At 48.2% G+C, this 19,490-nt stretch carries 18 protein-coding genes; 4 read left to right on the forward strand and 14 right to left on the reverse strand.

All coding sequences use genetic code 11. The annotated features are described in order from the left end of the window. Positions 1-15: 15 nt before the first annotated feature. The 11 genes from LOZ80_RS27325 to LOZ80_RS27370 all read right to left on the reverse strand — a co-directional run bounded on the left by LOZ80_RS27325 (position 16) and on the right by LOZ80_RS27370 (position 12,085). Positions 16-741 (reverse strand): phage baseplate assembly protein V, encoded by a 726-nt coding sequence (locus tag LOZ80_RS27325; RefSeq protein ID WP_238167622.1) that lies wholly within the window; start codon positions 739-741, stop codon positions 16-18. Next, positions 741-1,832, reverse strand: coding sequence for a phage late control D family protein (locus LOZ80_RS27330; protein ID WP_238167623.1), 1,092 nt, complete (start codon positions 1,830-1,832; stop codon positions 741-743). The genes LOZ80_RS27325 and LOZ80_RS27330 overlap by 1 nt, the downstream gene beginning before the upstream one ends. 4 nt (positions 1,833-1,836) lie before the next feature. After that, on the reverse strand, positions 1,837-2,463 hold the full coding sequence (locus LOZ80_RS27335) for a CIS tube protein (RefSeq protein WP_238167624.1): 627 nt from the start codon (positions 2,461-2,463) through the stop codon (positions 1,837-1,839). A 46-nt stretch (positions 2,464-2,509) separates the two neighbouring features. Next, positions 2,510-7,213: a hypothetical protein gene (locus LOZ80_RS27340; RefSeq protein WP_238167625.1), complete on the reverse strand. Its 4,704-nt coding sequence runs from the start codon at positions 7,211-7,213 to the stop codon at positions 2,510-2,512. 32 nt (positions 7,214-7,245) lie between these two features. Continuing rightward, positions 7,246-7,683, reverse strand: coding sequence for a phage tail protein (locus tag LOZ80_RS27345; protein WP_189010747.1), 438 nt, complete (start codon positions 7,681-7,683; stop codon positions 7,246-7,248). 7 nt (positions 7,684-7,690) lie between these two features. Further along, a complete protein-coding gene (locus LOZ80_RS39330; protein WP_079410461.1) occupies positions 7,691-7,894 on the reverse strand; it encodes a DUF6760 family protein in 204 nt (67 codons plus the stop codon). Then, positions 7,891-8,268 carry a phage tail assembly protein gene (locus LOZ80_RS27350; RefSeq protein ID WP_189010749.1) on the reverse strand — a complete coding sequence of 126 codons (378 nt, stop codon included), beginning with the start codon at positions 8,266-8,268 and terminating at the stop codon, positions 7,891-7,893. The genes LOZ80_RS39330 and LOZ80_RS27350 overlap by 4 nt, the downstream gene beginning before the upstream one ends. A gap of 87 nt (positions 8,269-8,355) precedes the next feature. Continuing rightward, a complete protein-coding gene (locus LOZ80_RS27355; protein WP_056612231.1) occupies positions 8,356-8,790 on the reverse strand; it encodes a phage tail protein in 435 nt (144 codons plus the stop codon). A 41-nt stretch (positions 8,791-8,831) separates the two neighbouring features. Continuing rightward, positions 8,832-10,565, reverse strand: a complete 1,734-nt coding sequence (locus LOZ80_RS27360) for a phage tail sheath family protein (protein WP_238167626.1) — start codon at positions 10,563-10,565, stop codon at positions 8,832-8,834. Between the two features lie 125 nt (positions 10,566-10,690). After that, the gene (locus LOZ80_RS27365; RefSeq protein WP_238167627.1) at positions 10,691-11,494 is read right to left on the reverse strand and encodes a beta-sandwich domain-containing protein; all 804 of its coding nucleotides are present in this window, start codon (positions 11,492-11,494) and stop codon (positions 10,691-10,693) included. A 12-nt stretch (positions 11,495-11,506) separates the two neighbouring features. Then, on the reverse strand, positions 11,507-12,085 hold the full coding sequence (locus LOZ80_RS27370; RefSeq protein WP_238167628.1) for a Pvc16 family protein: 579 nt from the start codon (positions 12,083-12,085) through the stop codon (positions 11,507-11,509). Positions 12,086-13,122: 1,037 nt separating this feature from the next. Here LOZ80_RS27370 and LOZ80_RS27375 point away from each other — a divergent pair. Then, positions 13,123-13,473, forward strand: a complete 351-nt coding sequence (locus LOZ80_RS27375) for a hypothetical protein (protein WP_238167629.1) — start codon at positions 13,123-13,125, stop codon at positions 13,471-13,473. A gap of 277 nt (positions 13,474-13,750) precedes the next feature. Here the strand turns inward: LOZ80_RS27375 and LOZ80_RS27380 are convergent, their stop codons facing one another. Beyond that, on the reverse strand, positions 13,751-15,967 hold the full coding sequence (locus tag LOZ80_RS27380; RefSeq protein WP_238167630.1) for an ATP-binding protein: 2,217 nt from the start codon (positions 15,965-15,967) through the stop codon (positions 13,751-13,753). A gap of 131 nt (positions 15,968-16,098) precedes the next feature. Here LOZ80_RS27380 and LOZ80_RS27385 point away from each other — a divergent pair, with 131 nt between their 5' ends. The 3 genes from LOZ80_RS27385 (at position 16,099) to LOZ80_RS27395 (ending at position 18,430) form a co-directional block, all read left to right on the forward strand. Then, a complete protein-coding gene (locus LOZ80_RS27385) occupies positions 16,099-17,199 on the forward strand; it encodes a GGDEF domain-containing protein (protein WP_238167631.1) in 1,101 nt (366 codons plus the stop codon). 127 nt (positions 17,200-17,326) lie between these two features. Then, positions 17,327-17,689, forward strand: a complete 363-nt coding sequence (locus LOZ80_RS27390; RefSeq protein WP_189010761.1) for a response regulator — start codon at positions 17,327-17,329, stop codon at positions 17,687-17,689. 93 nt (positions 17,690-17,782) lie between these two features. Next, on the forward strand, positions 17,783-18,430 hold the full coding sequence (locus LOZ80_RS27395; protein WP_238167632.1) for an SOS response-associated peptidase: 648 nt from the start codon (positions 17,783-17,785) through the stop codon (positions 18,428-18,430). A gap of 31 nt (positions 18,431-18,461) precedes the next feature. Here the strand turns inward: LOZ80_RS27395 and LOZ80_RS27400 are convergent, their stop codons facing one another. Then, on the reverse strand, positions 18,462-18,896 hold the full coding sequence (locus tag LOZ80_RS27400; protein WP_238167633.1) for a DUF1284 domain-containing protein: 435 nt from the start codon (positions 18,894-18,896) through the stop codon (positions 18,462-18,464). Then, positions 18,896-19,477 carry an NUDIX domain-containing protein gene (locus tag LOZ80_RS27405; protein ID WP_337950977.1) on the reverse strand — a complete coding sequence of 194 codons (582 nt, stop codon included), beginning with the start codon at positions 19,475-19,477 and terminating at the stop codon, positions 18,896-18,898. The genes LOZ80_RS27400 and LOZ80_RS27405 overlap by 1 nt, the downstream gene beginning before the upstream one ends. Positions 19,478-19,490 lie beyond the last annotated feature (13 nt).

Here is a 19,490-nt window from a genome sequence, read left to right on the forward strand (position 1 = left end):
CCGCTTCGCCCCTCGCTAATTGATTTTGACCATACTGCCCTTAATATTAATAATGCCATCCGATTTCAAATCGAGTGTTGCGCCTGCCTTCAGAGCCATGGTCGCAGATGCTTCTATGTTAATTTGTGTCGATTTAATTTTAATTTCTTTGGAACTCTCAATGGCTACATCGCCTTTGGCATTCATCGTGATTTTGGAACTGCTGCTGACCACAGAAATCTCATTAGCCGAGCCGCCTTTGATCGTGATCTTGTTATTGCCGCTCTGATCGGCGATCGAAATGCTGTCATCCTTATCTTTGAGCTCGATGATTTGACCTTTTTTCGTTTTGATCGTAATGCTCTCGTCACCGCTCTTGTCATTGAAAGCTAATTCATGACCGGAACGTGATTTGATCATCCGCAAATCATTCTTCTCCGCAGGCGCAGGCGGCATATTCTTAGGATTCCAGAGCATACCGATCACGAAAGGTTGACGCAGCTCCCCTAGATGGAACGCAACCAACACCTCATCATTCACTTCCGGAATGAACAGACTGCCCATATCTTTGCCGCCCATGAACGTCGCGATACGCACCCAATCTGTCTCCGTATCCGTTTCCTGCATGGGAAGCTTGAGTTTCACTCGCCCCATTTTATCGGGATCATTATTATTAGTAACCACGGCTACCATGACACCGCCAATTTTCTGGCTGGCAAAATCCGTCACACCGCCTATCGTAATATCGGGAGCCTTGAACATTATACCGCATTCCCTCCAATCTGAAAGCGAGTTGTATAGCCTTCATCATCAAAAATATGCGTCGCTCCAGTCACATAATAGGGCTGATCAAACTTCTTGCCGACACCATCCAGCTTCATATAGCGCCCGGCACGGATTTCTGGTATCCCGATACATTCCCCTGTCCCGCTGATCAGTTTCATAGCCCGCCTGTTCAGCAGCGCATCTGCATAAGTTTTGGCTTCTTCAGCGGATGCGGCATTCGTATAAATATGTTCCACGAACTTCCCCTTAGCTGCCAGTAAATCTTTCCCAGTCTTGGAGTTTGAGCCAAGCTTAGCTATCGTGCCCGACTCCCCTTGAATGACCTTGAGCTCTTTATTGTCCCAAGCCCTGACAGTCACGCCAGTAATCTGCTCGGACAGATTCATATCAATGGTCAAATTGCGTAGGGTTTTACCCATTTCGAGTGTCATCACAGCCGTCATGTCTGTCAGGGGCTTGCGAAAGTATACATTTTTGCCGACAACGAAGAAGTCATAATTGACCAGATTCGCTAAGTTTTGAATAAAATGATAATCATTTATTTGACTCTGAGAAATCGTTGGAAACTCCGTCGTTGTCGCATCGATCTGCGTCTTGGCGCCATACTCCTTGGCAATTTCCGTAACCACATCGCTGTATTTCTTCTTATTCCAGGAACGCGACTTCGTCCCCTTCATCATCAAATAAGACATATCCATCCCCCGTACAATAAGACCGGGAGAACCATCCTCAGGAAAATCCACAACGACCGACGTAATATACCCTGTAAAAACAGGGGTAAATTTATCGACATAACCCAAGCTGATATCGATGGCTTTCCCTAAGGCAAAATCGGAGAGCCACTGGAAATCATTCTTCGTGATGTCGTAAGCGTTCGTAATGCGGAAAGAAAACGAGTCCGCTGTACCATCAATGGACGTATCTACACGGATCGTTGCAATGGCAATGCTGTCCGAAATCTTCGTGCCATCCACGGTGATCAAATAAGCGGGAGAGAAAAATTCCTTATATTTTTTGGCTAGATCATCATAGGTAAAAGAGCTTGTATCCAATTGTAATGTCGCCATACGATCAATCCAATCTTGGGACCGAAATGCGGCGTCCCGTGACCACTTTAAGTGGGTTATCTATGTGATTGGCTTTGGCGATTTCCCGCCAGAGACTCGGGTCTTCATACTCATGGGCTGCCAGCATCCAGAGCTGATCGCCCTGTTTCAGCATCTTCTGTTTCGTACGATCTGCCGAATGCCGGGGTATGGTTTGCAATTGCTCTTTCTTGCTGTGCCAGGAGCGGAATACGACATTGAGCTTCGCCCGGACTGGAACGCCCGTATCCAGAAACATCGTAAACTGCTGTGTCACTTTCTCAACAACCCCTTTGAAATCCAAGGAGCCCCACACGAATCGGCAAATCGGAGGCGCATGCAATTCTTTCTCTACATCCAACAACCCAGAAATTTTCTTCGTATAGTTACGAACATCCGTCCCTTTTTCATAGGTGTCAAAATAAAAATCCATCGAGAGCGTTGTCGTTCCGCCGCTCACGAATTGGCCGATGGGCATGGACAAACCAGGCACTGTTTTCCAAGAGTAGCTGTTTCTCGTGTCGAGCGTGTATTCACCAGGGTTGAATAATACGGGGACGGTCTCTTTGCTGTTGCCCTTGTCTACGATAATTACTGCTTTCTTGAGTGCCATTCCTGTCAGTCCTTCCTATCGTTATATACAAATCCATTATGTAAGATTATAGTCCTCGGCGCTGCCGTTCGAACTTCATTTTTTTCTCGATTTCGCGGTAGACCTTGTCCGCGATTTTGGCGATGTCGAGCTGCGGCAGCTCCTTGATCAGTTCCTGCAGCTGCTCTTCACTCAGCTTAGGCGCATCCTCTGGGACTACTACTGCCGGAGCCGCCTCTTGGTCTGCGCTGGCTTTGGTGCGCAGCCAGTCCATCTCGAGCGGCGCCACGGCTAGCGCGCTGGGCTCGGCCGCGCTTGCGGCGGCGTTTGTCGCTGGAGCCCACTTGTGCTCCAACGAGGTTGGTTGCGAGGCCGCCGGGTAATCCGGCCTCGCGGACGCCATGCTGCTTATTGGCAGCATGGTTGCTGCTGCGGGGGCGCCTGGCTGGGCGCCCCGTGGTTGCCGCTGCACCTGCGTGCCCAGCAGCTTGGCTTTTGCAGCAGCCATCGGCTGGCTGCTGCTGTGGGTCAGGCCGACGCTGCGCTGCGCGTCGGCACGGGCACTTGCTGCGGCAGGCGAAGCCGCAGCGGCTCCCGCAGGAGCAGCGCGAAGCGCTCCTGTGCTGCTCGCCAGCAGCGGCATGACACGCGGTGTCATGCTCACGGGCTGGCGAGCCATCGGTGCGCGCTCCTCTTCCAGCGCGCTAACTCTAGCCCTGATGGTTCGTTCTACCCAATCCGACTGCACGCCTGCGGCTTCAGCCGGATTCTCCGAACCATTCCCCCTCCGCTGTGCGCGCTCCCCTTCATCGACAACTGCTTGTCTCTGAAGATGCTCGACTTGCACCTCGCCGCCAAGTTCTCCGCCAGACGTATGCTTGCTGCGTCTGGCTCTGACAACCTCAGCTCGATCATTTTCCTCGCCGCCAACGCCAGATTCAGCTTGCCGGTTTACGAAACTGTTCCTCGCTAATACCCTCTCAACGGCAGCTTGCCCCTGTCTTAATCGCTCCCTAACTTGATTTACGCGTGAGGGCTGCTCTGTTCTTCTAATGATATCAACTGGTTTGAGACTTAAGGTTTCCGCTAAGCCAGATCTTTCATTTCCTACACTTCCCTGTGTCCCGCTAGCCGCTGCTCCGCCTTCTTCCATTCGTCCTTCTGGAGCTTTCCTCCATATAGCTGGAACGGAAAGGCGAGTATCTGGCTCCTTCTGACTAAGCACTCTCATCTGCCTGCTATTCGATTTAACATCCGAAATCAGACCTGGTCCAGCCACCCTTATACGGTTTCGTGCCACTCTGGCAGCTATCTCCGTTGCTAAAGTACCTGCTGCCGAACTGCTCTGTTCCCTAATTCCAGAAGCTTCTCCTACTGACAACGATCGCTCTTGATTTGCCTGAATGCCGATTCGTCCAGCTCCGGAAGAAGGAGTAAGAAATACTCGCTCGGGTCCGTTATTTTGGAGTACCGAGGCAGATTTCATCTGAGCTTGTATCTGATTAACTCCATCTGATTCCGAGTTGGTCTTTGTCGCAGTTAACCTTGTCAACATTTGTCTTGCCGTAGACTCAGATGTCCACCCTGGCGCCACTTTCAAATTAGTTAAACTGGCTACTGCTATTTTCGCAGCGAGTTCCACAGCCAAAGATCTATGAACTGCTGAACCTTGCACAACCGATCGTACGCTGCTTTCAATCTCATTGAGCTCATTGGAATTCTGATTCTGGTTCTGTAATTGATCTTGTAATTGATTCTGTATTTGATCCTGTATTTGATCCTGTACTTGTTTCTGCATTTGACTCTGTACTTGATCCTGCACTTGAATCTGTACTTGTTCCTGTATTTGATTCTGAATTTGATCCTGCACTTGAATCTGTACTTGTTCCTGTATTTGATTCTGCACTTGATTCTGCACTTGATTCTGCATTTGTTCCTGCAATTGACTCTGTATTTGTTCCTGTACTTGATTCTGCATTTGATTCTGTATTTGTTCCTGCGTTTGACTCTGTATTTGTTCCTGTACTTGATCCTGTATTTGGTCCTGTACTCGATTCTGCACTTGAGTCTGTACTTGATCCTGCATTTGACTCTGTATTTGATCCAGCACTTGTTTCTGCAATTGATCCTGTGCTTGTACTCGCACTTGTTCCTGTATTTGATCCTGAACTCGATCCTGTATTTGACCCTGCTCTTGGCCAGTCAACATGCCTGTTGGAGACGGGTTGCGAAAAACACGCTCCACATTTTGCAACTGACTACTAGCTTGCGCATTAGCCCTATAGCTTTGTAGGGGACCAATTTGCCCTAGTTGGTTGAAACTATTGGCAGTTTCTTTTGCAGATGTCTCAGAAGGTATACGATCCGCAACTATCCTTTTTGCTGTTGAAGCTGTCAGTGGATCTGCGGTTCGTTTAATGAACTGCGAGTTATGGACGGATTCTCCTTGATTCTCATGTCTGGAAGCACGACGGAAAACACGCTGATTTCCCTGCACAATCGTGCTGGCTTGCAGACTGGCTCGATATCCTTCCAGTGGATGGCTCGATAATACTTTCTCAAGGCCGCTTTCCCTCACAATTGTAGATACCACAGAAGACGTACGTTTCGGTTGGATAGAGCTCTGAACAGAAGGTGCTGAAAGAACCATACTCTCATTTCGTATCATTCGCGGACTTCGTCCTGTCATGATGGATGAATCTTGGATTCGCTTGGATTGATTGCTTGGAGCTGTATGTGTACTTCTAACCACTGAATCGTTAGAAGAGCGTTGTCTTGGTTTGTGAACAAGCTGGGTCAGCCATTGTTCATTGCTTTGAATCTTCCCTGCTGCTACTCCCTTAATCTCACTCCCATTCGCTTTTCTGTGAACTACCTTAGATTGTGCAGTTGCTAGCGGAAGTTGAGGTGAAGCTGCGTTTCCTTGCTGCACTACTTGTATTGCAGCAAGCTGCGTTACGTTCTCTAACGCTGAGGAGCCTTGCTCCTTCTTACTAATCGCCCGTAAGATAGGTCTAATGCTTGCAACGTCATCTGATCGATCGATGCCAACATGTTGATGTTCAGAGAGCTCTTGCTGACTCCCAACATGCCTCTGTCTTTCTTCTGCCTGTTCTTTTCCTTGCATTTGCCTTTGTTCCTGAACTTGCATTTGCTTTTGCTTTTGCTTTTGAACTTGCTCTAGTTCTTGCACTTGTTCATTCGCTTGCTCTTTCGCTTGTTCATTCGCTTGTACTTTCACTTGTTCTTTCAATCGCTCTTGAATCATTAGCAATTGCGCTTGGATTTCCACACTGCTCTGCTCTCGTGGGCTTGGTTCCAGTTGGACTCGTGTTTCATCGGCAAATTCACGAACGGACACTCGCTCGCCAGTTACGGCTTGTTCCGATGGTTTCCGCCAAATCTGAGATGGGTTCGCGCCGGTTCTAGCTGCCCGTCCTGTGGAGCCTGCTCCCCAGCTTGCTCCTGCCTGCATCGCAAAAGGTACGGACGATGTTATGTTTGCAGCCTGAATAGCTAGCGGACGCTGGCTTGCTGCCAGAAAGCCTTTTGCGGAAGAAGGAATCGTTTCACTGCTCTTGTTTGAACCATGGCTTGGACCAGCCTCTTGCTCTGAAATAAGCAAAACTTCATCCGTCATGTTTCGAACTAACAGGCTTTTGATAAACCGAACCGTCGCTGGCGAGGCGCCTTCACTGAAAGGACCTTCTCCAAGCTTCATCCTAGCTTTCTGAGCCGTTGATGGTTCATTAAGGCTGCTTGCAGCCGCCCCAGAACTGCTATTTTCGCTAATAAAAGGAAAGCTTTGATTGTTCTTTGGAGCCATCGGAGATTGCGTCACATGAACTAAAAAACGCCCAGCCTCCTGGAGAAATGAGACCCCAACCGCCCTATCCGTGCTATTAAGGGGTGCTTCTTGCGTACGAACATCAGCTAATCCTACGCTCGGTTTACCTGCTTGAAACTGCTCCAGCCATTGCGATGTGCTGCGAATGGCATCCACATGGTTAATCACATGTTGAATGACATTTTTATGAGAAAGCTGACTTCTTCGCATCTGAAGATTTGCCGACAGACTTGTATGTTGAAATCCACTCACTCCATGTAATCGCTGATCGGGGTTGCTTGAATGGGAGCTTGATAACATGCCGATTGCAGAGGCAATTTGCCCGATGGAGCGCTGAATGAACGGTGAGCTTCTTTTATTAACGTTGTTAATTGACTCTTGTTTAGCTTGAACCTGTGTAACAGGTGCAGGCTCAGGCTTATTCGTTGAATTTAAATTTTTCTTGCTATTGCGTCCCTTTTTCTTAGGCGGTTTGACAGACACCTCTTGAATTTGCTGAGGAGCTGTGTTCGTCTGAGATTGATCTTCCTTATTTCCTGATTTGATAATTGGGGGCAGCTTGTAGCCGCTGCTCGTAATTAATTGCTGTAATTGACGAATCGTTTGTTTCTTGGTGAGTAAGGTTGCAGAATCGGGATGCTGCAAGTTCTTCAACTGCAACTGAAGCTGAATCACCCAAGCCTGATCATGTGTCCTCGTAAAAGCAGCTAAATCTTTGTTACTCAACGGACCTTTTTTGTTGAAAATGAGGGCGAGCAGCCCTAAATAATTGTGACGACCGAAGCCATACTTGCCCATAACACCAGAAGCAAATAGGTTGGATTGTCGACCTACACGTCCGGCAGCACTGCTGCTGATTGCGGAGGTTTGGATGACAGCCTTCTTCCGCTGTGCACGGGGTTTATGCGATTGTCGAGATTTCATAAACAATCCCCCTCAGCGTTGTCCATACCGACTTATTTAAAAATGGCCTTTAAACCCTCATGCACCAGCTCAATCGACTCAATTGCCACATTGCCGGTGCTTGCATTTAAATCCGGCCCGTTCCATTTCACCGGGAATGCATTGAAGAAATTCCATCGGCACATCTCTTTGCCTAATTCATTATTCAGGATGATAGAGCCGTTCATCCGCTCGATTTTGCCTTGCGATACATTGTAATGCCAGTCCCAGAGCTCACTGGAGTTGGTTATTCCTCTTTTCAGCACAATGTTAGGAAACTTCGTATGTTGAATCATATAGTGAGGATGCGTATTCACGCCGCCTTCCCATAGCGGCTTTACTTCCGTTTCGGCCTTCATGCCCGTCACTTCGGAGAAGCCAGCGACAAACAATCCGTCCAACTCGACTACGAACCGGAATGCGCCACCAATATAATGATAATCGGATACCATTCGTTACTCACCTCTTACCGAACACATCAAAAGGATTGTCCGGCTGCTTTTTGCCATCGTCGTTCAAATTGCGGTTGATGCGGGATATCTCCTCACACCACGTGCGGCGTTCCCGGTGTTCCATTGACATGATTTCATCATGTGTCCAATGAAAATAGTAAGCAATAAAGCCCGCTTCCTCATAGATCTTGTCAATGGGATATCCCGTTATGCCCCCGCCATCTCGTCCAAAAAAGACACGTCCACATCGAACTCATGCTCACATTTCGGGCAGCTGGTATGTACGGTCGGCACTTCCATTTCATTAATTTGACGATAGAAATTCTGGAGGAAAGCGAGATCTGCTGTAAAGAACTTCTCTACGACTCGCGTATCAATCGCACGCAAATCACCAAGATTTGTGATGACACGGGTAAGCAGGATGATCGTTAAATAACCTGGATTCTGCTGTACACGTTGGTCGCGCATTGGCAAAATTTCGTCCGCAGCTGTAGCAAGTCTCATGACGCCCCTCTTGTGCAGCGTTCCGTTATCATCCACATAGCCTCTAGGCAGCTCGAATTCATATTCGGTTTTGAAAGCCATGATGTTACCTCCTTAGCCGTTTGTATTGTTGAAAAAAAGAAGAGTTAGGAACCGGAACTCACGTCCCGGCGCCTACTCTAACGTTCTTTACTTCGTGCGCGTCATGCCTTCATGGGCAAGCTCTAAGCTTTCGATCGCAACTTCGTTCCCCGTACCCTTGAAACTAGGTGCCGAGTACTTGGACGGCCATGCTTCGATAACCTGCCAAGTCGCTACATCTCCGCCTTCTTCGTTGATCGCGATAATCGTAACCGTTTTGCGGGAGATTTTACCTTGAATGGACTCTGACATCCAGTTGTACATATCCATGGAGTCCGTAACCCCCCATTTCAATGAGATGTTGCCGTATTTTGCAAGTCCCGGAAGCTTCCGAGGCGTGATGGTTTCGTTGCCTTCGCGGTATTCAATTACCGAAAGGGAAGCGTCAAATCCAGAAATTTCACTGAATCCAGCTTGCTGAATACCTTCTACTTCAATTCGAAATCTAAAATTGCGGTATGGATCCCTACGTTCGCCAGCCATATAATACCCCTTTCCTAATATGAAAAATGTTTAACGTTCAACTATTCTTCTCTTGTTTTCTGAGTAATGCGGAAGATCACGAACTCGGCAGGTTTGACCGGAGCAACCCCAATCACACAGATGAGTCGACCATTGTCGATATCATCCTGTGTCATCGTACTGCGACCAATGTTAATGTAGAAGGCCTCGGAAGGACTTCCGCCCATTAAGGCACCGTCTCTCCATACACGAGTTAAGAAGGCATCTATGGTCCGTTGGACACGAGCCCATAGCTGTTCATCATTCGGTTCGAATACGACCCAGTTCGTGCCATTCTTAATTGACTCTTCAATGAAGATGAACAAGCGTCTTACGTTCACATATTTCCATAAGCCATTGGAAGAAGTTGTGCGAGCACCCCAAACGCGGATACCCTGGCCTGCAAAATGACGGATCAAGTTCACGCCTTGCGGGTTCAAGATATCTTGCTCGCCTTTGTTGTACTGACAATCCAGACCAACTGCACCGCGTACGACTTCATTGGCAGGCGCTTTTTGAACGCCGCGCGTTTGGTCGGAACGGGAGTAGATCCCAATCACAGAGCCGGATGGCGGGATGTAAATATTTCTTTTGTCCAATGGATCAAAAACTTGCAACCATGGATTGTACATCGCTGCATAACTGCTGTCAAAAATGTTGCGGTGGGTCATAACATCTGCTACTTTGGTTTTCTCACGCGGAATATCCAGAACCGCAAAGCGGCTGCCCAGATTCTCACAGTGTGCTACCAGAGATAGTTGAACCGTAGGCTCAGTTACACCCGGAATCGCAATGATGCTGACAACATCGTTATCGATGAAAGACTGAATCCCTGTACGTTTGCCAGGACCGCGGTCTACACCCATGAAGACATCAGGCGTCACTTGCGCGATGGAGCCGTTGCTTCCGCCGGACAAGGCGATCTGGAACTTGCCAACGGTTTCATTTTCACCAGAAAGCACTTCAAAAGGAGCAATTGCGCCTAGATCTTTGCCATCAGTCAAATCTTTGACCGTGATGATATTCGAACGAGAAACAATTTTCTCGATATGATTAGCTGCGGAGATGTTCAAAGATACTTTCTCATAAGTCTCAGCTTCATCACCATAGAACACATGCAGAGTGAACTCGGAAGTTGTTAATACTTTGGAAGGCAGCAAACCAGCGTCTGTTACATCGCCATCAAGCTCTTCAGCAAGCTCAATAATGTTATCTTGGGAAGCGACGACTTTGTTGTATTGTTTTTGACCAGCAGCTTCGAACGCTACAACGTCACCAACGTTGAACCCCGCATTGTTTTTCACACGGTATTGTTTTTCGCTGATCACTTCATAGATTTGTGTTTTGGCTTTGCTGGATGGTACAACAACGATACGGATTTGGTTGCCCCATGTCCCAGGATTTTTGGAAGCAATCTCAAGGATCGCCGCTTCTTTGTTGGTGTCTGCTTTGTTCGTTGCAACTTTAGCGTCAGTTGGCGCTACGCGCATAACGTAACAGCGAGAACCCCCATTTAGATAAAAATGCTCTACAGCATACGAAAGGAAACGGTACTCACCAAACTCATTCTCCGACAAATAACTGCCGAATAAACGATGGAAATCAGCTACACTTGTAACCAATTGAGGGACACCTTCAATTTCCCCTCTTTGCGCAAGCCCTATAAACCCGGCCGTACTTGTGCTTGCACCCTCAAGCGGTTGTGCTCCGCTGTCAAACTCTTCCACATAGACTCCAGGTGATAAATAGTCAGCCATTGTTCCCCAGTTCTGTCAGACGGCTCTTCTTGCAAATGAATACGGCCATCGACATGAAACCAGTTCTCTCCTTTCTGCTTGTCATTTTGTATAGAAGATGGACGTGTCCATTCTACTAATTAAGATCAGGTCAGACGTATAACCCCCAAATTGGTTGTCATCCCCTCGGATACCAAAACTTCTTTCGTTAGCTCCGAACGGTCTTTGCCGTAAGTAATAATGAGCTCCGTCTGAAAAGCTTGAATCCGATTACCACGAAAAGCGATTACTGCTTCTCCCCGCTCTGTTGATCGGGTTTCTTGGACAGGCAGCAGCAACGAGCCCCTTGTGTAAGCTTTGGTCAGCTTACGTTCTAGGCGGAATCGTTTCTGATACTCCAATACCTCGACGATGCGGATGTGTTCTTCAGCCGGTTTGGCGCCTCGCCCCCGCAGGATGTAGGCATCTCCTGCTGCAATCGTTCCGGTGAACGAACCCAGCGTAACTTCCAGTGCGCCTTTATCCGCTTGATCCATCATAATCCGGGCACGCGCGCATTCCTCGGTTACAATCCTTGCTTGCAGCTTGGCGTCCATAATAGGAGCTCCTGCGGCATCCTTCAACATCGCTCGGATCAACCCTGCTCCTTGCGAAAAAGGATATGATGGCAGTGGTTTTAGCTGAACAATCTCAATAAAATTGTCGGTTCCTACGGTGATCAGAGACTGTTCTGGGAAATAGTACTCGCTGCTTACCGTTAATCGGTAATCACCGGGTGGCAAGTCATTGAATATATAGGAACCATTCGATTTACTTATTGCTTTCGAACGGGTGCCTTCCAAATAAACGGTGGTTGTGTTGCCAAGAGGAGTTTTCGAGGTACTTGCGTCGATCACGCAAACAACAAGGGAGACTCGGGTTTTCAATTGCGATACGCGAATATGTTCCACAACCTAAACCTCCTAACCTTGTATACGAAAATCGGTTTCCGAAACCCTTTTGGTTGTTCTGATACGAGTGGAATCAATATTTACAGGCCCAACGGTATAACTGACTGATAATCTGTAGGGGGTTTCTGCGAAATTCCATAAATTCAGGATGCTTTCTCCTTTGAAAGGGTCCATGACAATGCGAACCTCTTCATCTTGCTCTGCTAGAGTTCCTAGCGTCATTGATCCTCTTAGTACGGAATGATCATAGAGAACTTGCATCGCTCGACCTAGAATCCGGTGTTCATCCAATGCTCTGGACTGCAGCTCGGCTGGTGACTGAACCGTCAGCAAATAGCTGAGATCTACCACCATAGGAGGAAACTGGATCTCATTCGTCCCTCGGGAAATCATGTGGGTGCGGCGATTCTCGCCACTTTCGCGAATGTTGTACAAATAAAGAGATAAGTAGAAATCACCTTTATCGACAGGCGAAGCAAGCCCAATCATCTCTGGTTGGGGTATGGGATCTGGGGTCATGTTTTCTCTGAGCAACTTGATCAGAGATGCGCTTACATCAGCAATTACCGAATAATCGCCTATGGGGTTCACTTCCTACCTCAAAATACCTATGTAATGTGTTAAAACGATGAGGAATAATGTCATATTGTGTACCTTTTTCTATTATAATTGCAAATTGCTAGGATGACTATAGCGATTATTTAGGAGTTTGGTAAAAATACAGTATAAACCTAGCAAAATGCTAGGTTTATGCTTAGTAAGGTACTGAAATATAAATTAATTTTATTCACATGAAATGTTAGATTTGTTTCACCGTTTTTTGCGGCTTCTCCTAACGGACCTCTTGATCGTCTATCGCAACTCCCGCTCCTAACAAATTATGATTTTAAGATAGGCTCCGATGAAATGCTCATCCCTCAACAGAATCCCCCCTCCTCTTGATGTGGATTGTGGAAACTTCAAGCCTAACCATTGGATTAATCCAATGACGTAGAAACATTGGCTAGTTTTTGGTGCATGGTGCCGCAGAGTGAGTGGTTATGAGGTGCGTGGTGGGCGAGCGAGATTAGGAGTTGGAAAAGCAGTCAAGCGAAATGGCGCGTTGTCGGCATGGTGAGTAATGACGCGGGTGAGAACAGCAGCTTGGAATGCAGTCAGGTGGGATGGCGCGTTATCAGATAGCTGTAGACGCTTGCAGATTGCGATTGCTTTTTGTGATTTCATTGGATAAATCCAATGAAATGCTCAATTTCCGGGTTGAAAACCCACTCACATTGGATAAATCCAACGAAATGCTCAATTTCCGGGTTGAAAACCCACTTACATTGGATAAATCCAATGAAAATCTCAAAGTCAGCCCTTTCTGGGCGAATCCAAGCCCAACCACTGGATTAATCCAATCAAAGGTTGATTTCAACCTCTTTCGAGCGACTTTCATTGGATTAATCCAATGAAGTAGAAACACTGGCTAGTTTTTGGTGCATGGTGCCGCAGAGTGAGTGGTTATGAGGTGCGTGGTGGGCGAGCGAGATTAGGAGTTGGAAAAGCAGTCAGGTGGAATCGCGCGTTGTTCGCATGGTGAATAGTGGCGCGGGTGAGAACAGCAGCTTGGAATGCAGTCAGGTGGGATGGCGCATTATCAGATAGCTGGAGACGCTTGCAGATTGCGATTGCTTTTTGTGATTTCATTGGATAAATCCAATGAAATGCTCAATTTCCGGGTTGAAAACCCACTTTCATTGGATAAATCCAACGAAATGCTCAATTTCCGGATTGAAAACCCACTTTCATTGGATAAATCCAACGAAATGCTCAATTTCCGGGTTGAAAACCCACTTACATTGGATAAATCCAACGAAATGCTCAATTTCCGGGTTGAAAACCCACTTTCATTGGATATTTCCAATGTAAATCTCAAAGTCAGCCCTTTCTGGGCGAATCCAAGCCCAACCATTGGAGTTAATCCAATCAAAGGTTGATTTCAACCTCTTTCGAGCCACTTTCATTGGATTAATCCAATGAAGTAGAAACACTAGCTAGTTTTTGGTGCATGGTGCCGCAGAGTGAGTGGTTATGAGGTGCATGGTGGGGCGAGCGAGATTAGGAGTTGGAAAAGCAGTCAGGTGGAATCGCGCGTTGTTCGCATGGTGAATAGTGGTGCGGGTGAGAACAGCAGCTAGTTCTTGCTGTTCAGGCACATGACACAACGCAGCGAACAAAAAGCGGGCTGCGCCAGGGCGCAAACCCGCTACTGTTTTAATAGTCCTCCCACTCCTGCCGAGCGAGGATTTTGCCTGATTTCTGTAGTTCGTGCCGGATGGACTTGATAATATGTTTCATCCGGATGGAGTCACCCGCTTCGGCAGCTAAGAATGCGGATGAAACCACGACATTCTTGATGTTGCCTCCGGCAATCTCGTAGCGCTGCGCCAAATACTTAAAATCAACGTCATCATTAAGCGGTGCCGCAGGCGGAAACATGGATTGCCAGATTTTTTCACGGTATTCACTATCCGGAAAGGGAAATTTAATAACGTAGTTAATGCGCCGCAAGAAGGCTTCATCAATATTATTTAAGAGATTCGTAGCCAGCACGGTAATTCCTTGATACTCCTCCATCTTCTGAAGCAGATAGGCGGTTTCGATGTTCGCGTATTTATCATGCGAATCTTTCACTTCCGAGCGTTTGCCAAACAGCGCATCCGTCTCATCAAAGAACAGCACCGCATTGCTCAGCTGCGCTTCTTCGAAGATCTCATGCAGATTCTTCTCCGTTTCGCCTATGTATTTACTGATCACCTGCGAGAGATCGACTTTGTACAGCTCTAGCTGCAGGTCGCCGGCGACAACCTGCGCAGACATCGTCTTGCCCGTGCCCGGCGGGCCGGCGAACAGCATGCTAAGCCCCTTGCCGTAGGCTAGCTTCTTCTCGAAACCCCAGTCGTTGTAGACAACGCCGCGATATTTCACTTGATTGCAGGCGTTGCGCAGCTGATCCTTCTGCTCGGGTGGGAGCACGACGTCCTCCCACCCGTAGCGCGGCTCGATGCGCGTCGCCTTGCGCTCCAGCTTGTGCTGCACCTGCTGGTAGCACGCTTTGTAGAGCGCGTCCAGCCGCAGCACCTGCGGCGCAGCTGCGGCTTCGCCATCCGCCTGCGGCTCGCGCTGCCAGGCGGAATACCCGCGCGCCAGCATCAGCGCGCGGCGGATCTGCCCAGGGGTGAAGCGGAATTTGCCGCTCATCACCCCAAAGTCAAGATTCGCCGCGCTCACACCGAGCTCGCGCGCGAAGGCCGTCCACAGGCGCTCACGCCCGCCTTCGTCCGGCACTTGCAGTTCATGCTCAAGGAGCAGCCGCTCCTTGGGCTTCCAGCTCAGCCGGTTGTGCCGCCCGGCGAGCAGAAAGACCATGCCGCCGTAGCCGTCGAGCTGCTCGTGAAACCGCCCGAGCCGCTGCTGTGCAGCCTGATCCGGCTCCTCTGGGTAGAGCACATCCAGCCGTGTGAAACACAGCATGGCCTGATGCAGAATCGCCTCGCGAATAATCACGCTCAGCTGCTCTTCCAGACTTGCCGCGTGCAGCAGCACGTCCGCCAGATCAACCAGCAGCAGCGGCTTCTTGAAGAAGCTGCTGAGGTGCTTGACCTGCAGCTTCTTGCCGGCGCCCGCGTTCCCCCAGATGTGGAACGCCAGGCGCTTGCGCTCAGCCGCAGGTGCCTGAGACATATCGCGGATGAAGCCCCGTAGCCGCTGCTGGAAGTCCTCGTGAACGAGCAAAGGCGTGAGCTCCTCATCAGGGTAGACCATTTGCACCGCAGGCTTGAGCTTAGGATCAACCTCACCTGAATCCAACAGGAAAGAGATAATCCTTTTATCTAATACAAGCGGTTTGGATAATAAAGACTGACTCCCGTTGTCAGATTCTTCCCGTTGAAGCAGGTAGCGAGCCAAGCGACCTTCCGGTGCCATGAACGTCGTACGCGCTGCCCTCATTTCCTCCGGTTGACTGCATGCAATCTGCAATGCCAAGCTGATATTAGGTGTTTTGCGAGTCAAATCATCCAATAGAAAACCAAAGATCCGCTCATACTTGCGATCCAGTTCTACCGCTAGACCAAGCATGACGAACTTTTCTTCCACGGGAGAGAGCCCGAATACGGATGACAGATAAGATAAAGGCAGGAATATGCCTGTTTGGCGGCTTTCTCCCAGCCTTGCAGCCAGGTAAGCTTCACTCTCTTCAATCGCAGCCATCAGCGCTCGTTCTTCCTCATCCAACGCCTCATTAGCCCCATATCCACCGACCAGACGGATGAATTCATCTTCGGACACGAACATCCCCCGGAACGAATCCGTTTGCGGATCAGGGGTTAGTTTTTGACGGCGTTTATATAGAAGCTCCAGCTTTCGATCCAACAATGTAAGCTCGTCCTTATAATGTTCCCATGCATGTGAATATCCTTGAGCTGCCATAGCCCTCCTAAAGAACTCTTTGCTATTTTCATTGCTTGCTAAAATGGGGTGTTATTCTTTACAATGATCAGATAAGGCACAAATTGATTTTCCAATAATTGCTACCCTGAAAGGAAAGTGGCCTGCTTCCGATGGAACAACTTCCGGCGAATGATCATATTTGGAACCGCAAACTTATCCATTTATTATGGTGGATTCTACTCATCTATGAAGTAGCGGCAATGATTGGTTTTTTCTTTGATTTATATGATCAGCCTGCTGGGTGGCAATCCAGCTTTTGGCAATACCAAGTTCTTCCCACTAGTTTTCAGCTTATACTTATGGGTGCCGGTTATCTGACGTTGCATTATCTCAAAAGATATAGTGATTTTATCATGATTATATGGACCATGACCACGGTCAGTATTTATATGGTTTGCATCCCGGAACTGATGGGTAGTTACGAGTTAATTAGCATCCCTATTATTTTGGCCTCTGTCTATTTCCAAAAAAAATATATTATCTTCGCTTATAGTTTAGGCATGTTTTGTTTAATCAGCTTATTTATTAGCCAGGTTAATCAAGGATACTCGATTACACCCTATAAAGTGATTGTCTCTGTTACAGTGCTTACTTCCACCGCTCTCGTCTGTTTTGCCATTATGAACAAAGGCTTGGCGCTTATTACTCAGCTCAGAGAATCGGTTGTTCGCGAGCAGGATCTCCTTATCCGCAATGTCATGATTGATCGGTTGTCCAAGGTAGATGCCCTCACGGAGCTGTTTAATCATCGTTCCTTTCAAGAGCACACTGATCACCTTATTTCGCATATGCCTTATGACACACCATTGGAACTAGCCCTGATGGATATCGATAATTTCAAAAAAATTAATGATACCTATGGTCACTGGGTCGGTGATGTCGTGCTCAAAACCATCGGTACTCTCCTCAAAGAAGTGCTCGGGCCAGATGATATGTCGTTTCGCTATGGCGGAGAGGAATTCGCTGTTCTTTTCGTGGGCAAGAGCCATGAAGAAGTCATGGGCTTGTGTGAACAACTGATGCAATTCATTCGGGAGACAGAAATTCCAGAGATGCCGGGGCAAGCATTGACGATGAGTATCGGGCTTGCGCCTTACAATCGGAATACGATGAAAAAAGCCTGGTTTCAACAGGTGGATGAATGTTTATACGTCGCCAAACGCAATGGCAAAAATCGAATTCATGCCCATATGTCCTATGAACAACGTTAATAAGTCAGGAGCCTAAAGCTTCTGGCTTTTTTTATTTTGGGCCTGTGTCATTACTTTCCAGATAAAAACCCCTCATCAAATGCTCAACTTTCTCCGAAACATATAATATACAACAGGAGGTAGACACATGAAGCCAAAAATTCTAGTCGTTGATCCCGTCAAAAGTCTTCGAAACATTTTATGTCAATTGATTCAGTCTATGGGCTATGATGTGTTGGAAGCGTCCAGTGGTGCTGAAGCTATTCGATCTTACCAAAACAACTATCCGATCCTGACAACAATGGATCTAAATATGCCTGATATGAACGGTGTTGACATCATCCGTAAAATAAAAGAATTCGACCCCGAAGCCAACATCATGATGTGCTCCGCTTTGGAGCAGCGATCGATGATTATTGAAGGCATCCATGCAGGAGCCAAGGAGTTCGTCTCAAAGCCTTTCCATGAAAACAATATGAAGGAAACGATGAGGAAGCTGCTGCTTGTTTGAACGCGGTTGGGATGACAAAAAAAGAGCATGATCTCATACATGAATTTGGTGGATTCAGCCAATAATAGCCAAAATCAAATGAGGTGATTAGCGATGTGTCATTCCATATCCATGCTTGCTGACGTTAACGATATCATGAAGCAATTCCGTATTGATCGACTGCTTTCCTACAGTTCCAATCGTTATGAAGTGAAGCCGACGGAGTCGGTTTCCGCGGTCATGATGAACAAAAAAGGGGAACGACTGCTTGATGAGTTTCGTTGGGGATTAATGCCGTTCTGGGCCAAAGACGCGGTCTGCGGAGAACGCGATTCGATCTTCTCCAACATCGTCTTCGAGCGAATTGTCAAAAAGCAGCGCTGTATTATTCCATGCAGCGGCTTCTATATCAGTGTCACGGAAGGCAAGGAAACCCAGTGGACCAGGTTCAAAATGCGCAGCGGTACGTTCGGCATTGCCGGCCTATATGATGTCTGGCAAGCTCCCTCCGGCCAAGAAGAACTTCGCACATGCATGATGCTGATGACCGAAGCCAACTCGCTTGTGTCCCCCTATCATCGCCACATGCCAGCCATACTCGATGAGGAGCAAGCTGAGAAGTGGCTCCAGCCTGAACAGCGCGACAGCCGTTTGCTCCGATCCATCCTTCGTCCTGTCGACGATCTTCTCATGGTTGCCAATGTCCTCTCTTCGCCGGAAGAGAAACTGGATTCGGGTACCGATGTAAGTGTGTTTGCCTAAAAAAACAAGGGCTGCGCCAATGCGCAGCCCTTTATTTATGCTGTGGAACGGGTGGCAGCAATCCACCTTCGCCGATTAAGCGCACACCATCCGCACAAACGCCGTACGGCTCCCAGCGGCATGTTGCACAGAGCTGACCTATGTCTCCTGGCTTGACGAAATCCGCTACCCGCACGCAAATGTCTGACCAACTCAGCTCCATCCCAACCTGCAAGCCAAGCTTCTCGATAATCTCGGCATCACGGGAATAGACCGTCTGATTCTCACAATGCGAGACTTCATCTGTTGGATAGGCTGCACAGAGATCATCTGGACCAAGTACGACGCGGATAATCGTCTCTGGCTGCTGACGCAGTGTTTCATATACGTCCGTCATATTTTCGCAAAATTGTTTGGAGTACCCCATTCCTCTGTAGCCTAACAGACAAAGCAAGTGATGGCCTCGCAAACCAATCGGCTCTCTCATTACACAGACACCTTGGGAACACGGTACAAGCCGTACCCCTCCATATGGATAATTGGTTCCTCATCTTGGGTCAGGCCTTCATCCTTCGAATGCAGCGCAACATCGATCAGCCAACGCGTGAAATCAGCTACAGGCATAGACGCCATTTCCTGCAAACTGAAGAAGCCGGCTGCATCCACTTCCACGCCATCCGGGATGGGTTCACCGCCAACATAGGCCATTTCGAAAGCGATATATACATTGTGGATGCTTCTTGGCAAATCACGCACAGCGACCAAGCGAGAAACCTTCGCCTGAACGCCTGATTCTTCAAGCACTTCTCGCACAATGGTATCCTGAATCAGCTCAAACTGCTCAATATAGCCGCCCGGGTTCGTCCATCGGCCCTTCCCTGGCTCCTGCGCTCTGCGAACAAGCAGAATTTTCTCATCTTTCATAACAAGGGCGCCTACCCCAATGCTGTAATTGCCCCAATGTACGAAGCTGCACGCCGTGCATGCTCTTCGCACCGTACCATCCACATCGCGCGACTCCATGGCGGATCCGCAAGTCATACAAAATTTAGCTTCCATCTGCTTCATCTCCAACTTCCTA

This window comes from Paenibacillus sp. HWE-109 (assembly GCF_022163125.1).
Classification (GTDB): Bacteria; Bacillota; Bacilli; order Paenibacillales; family NBRC-103111; genus Paenibacillus_E.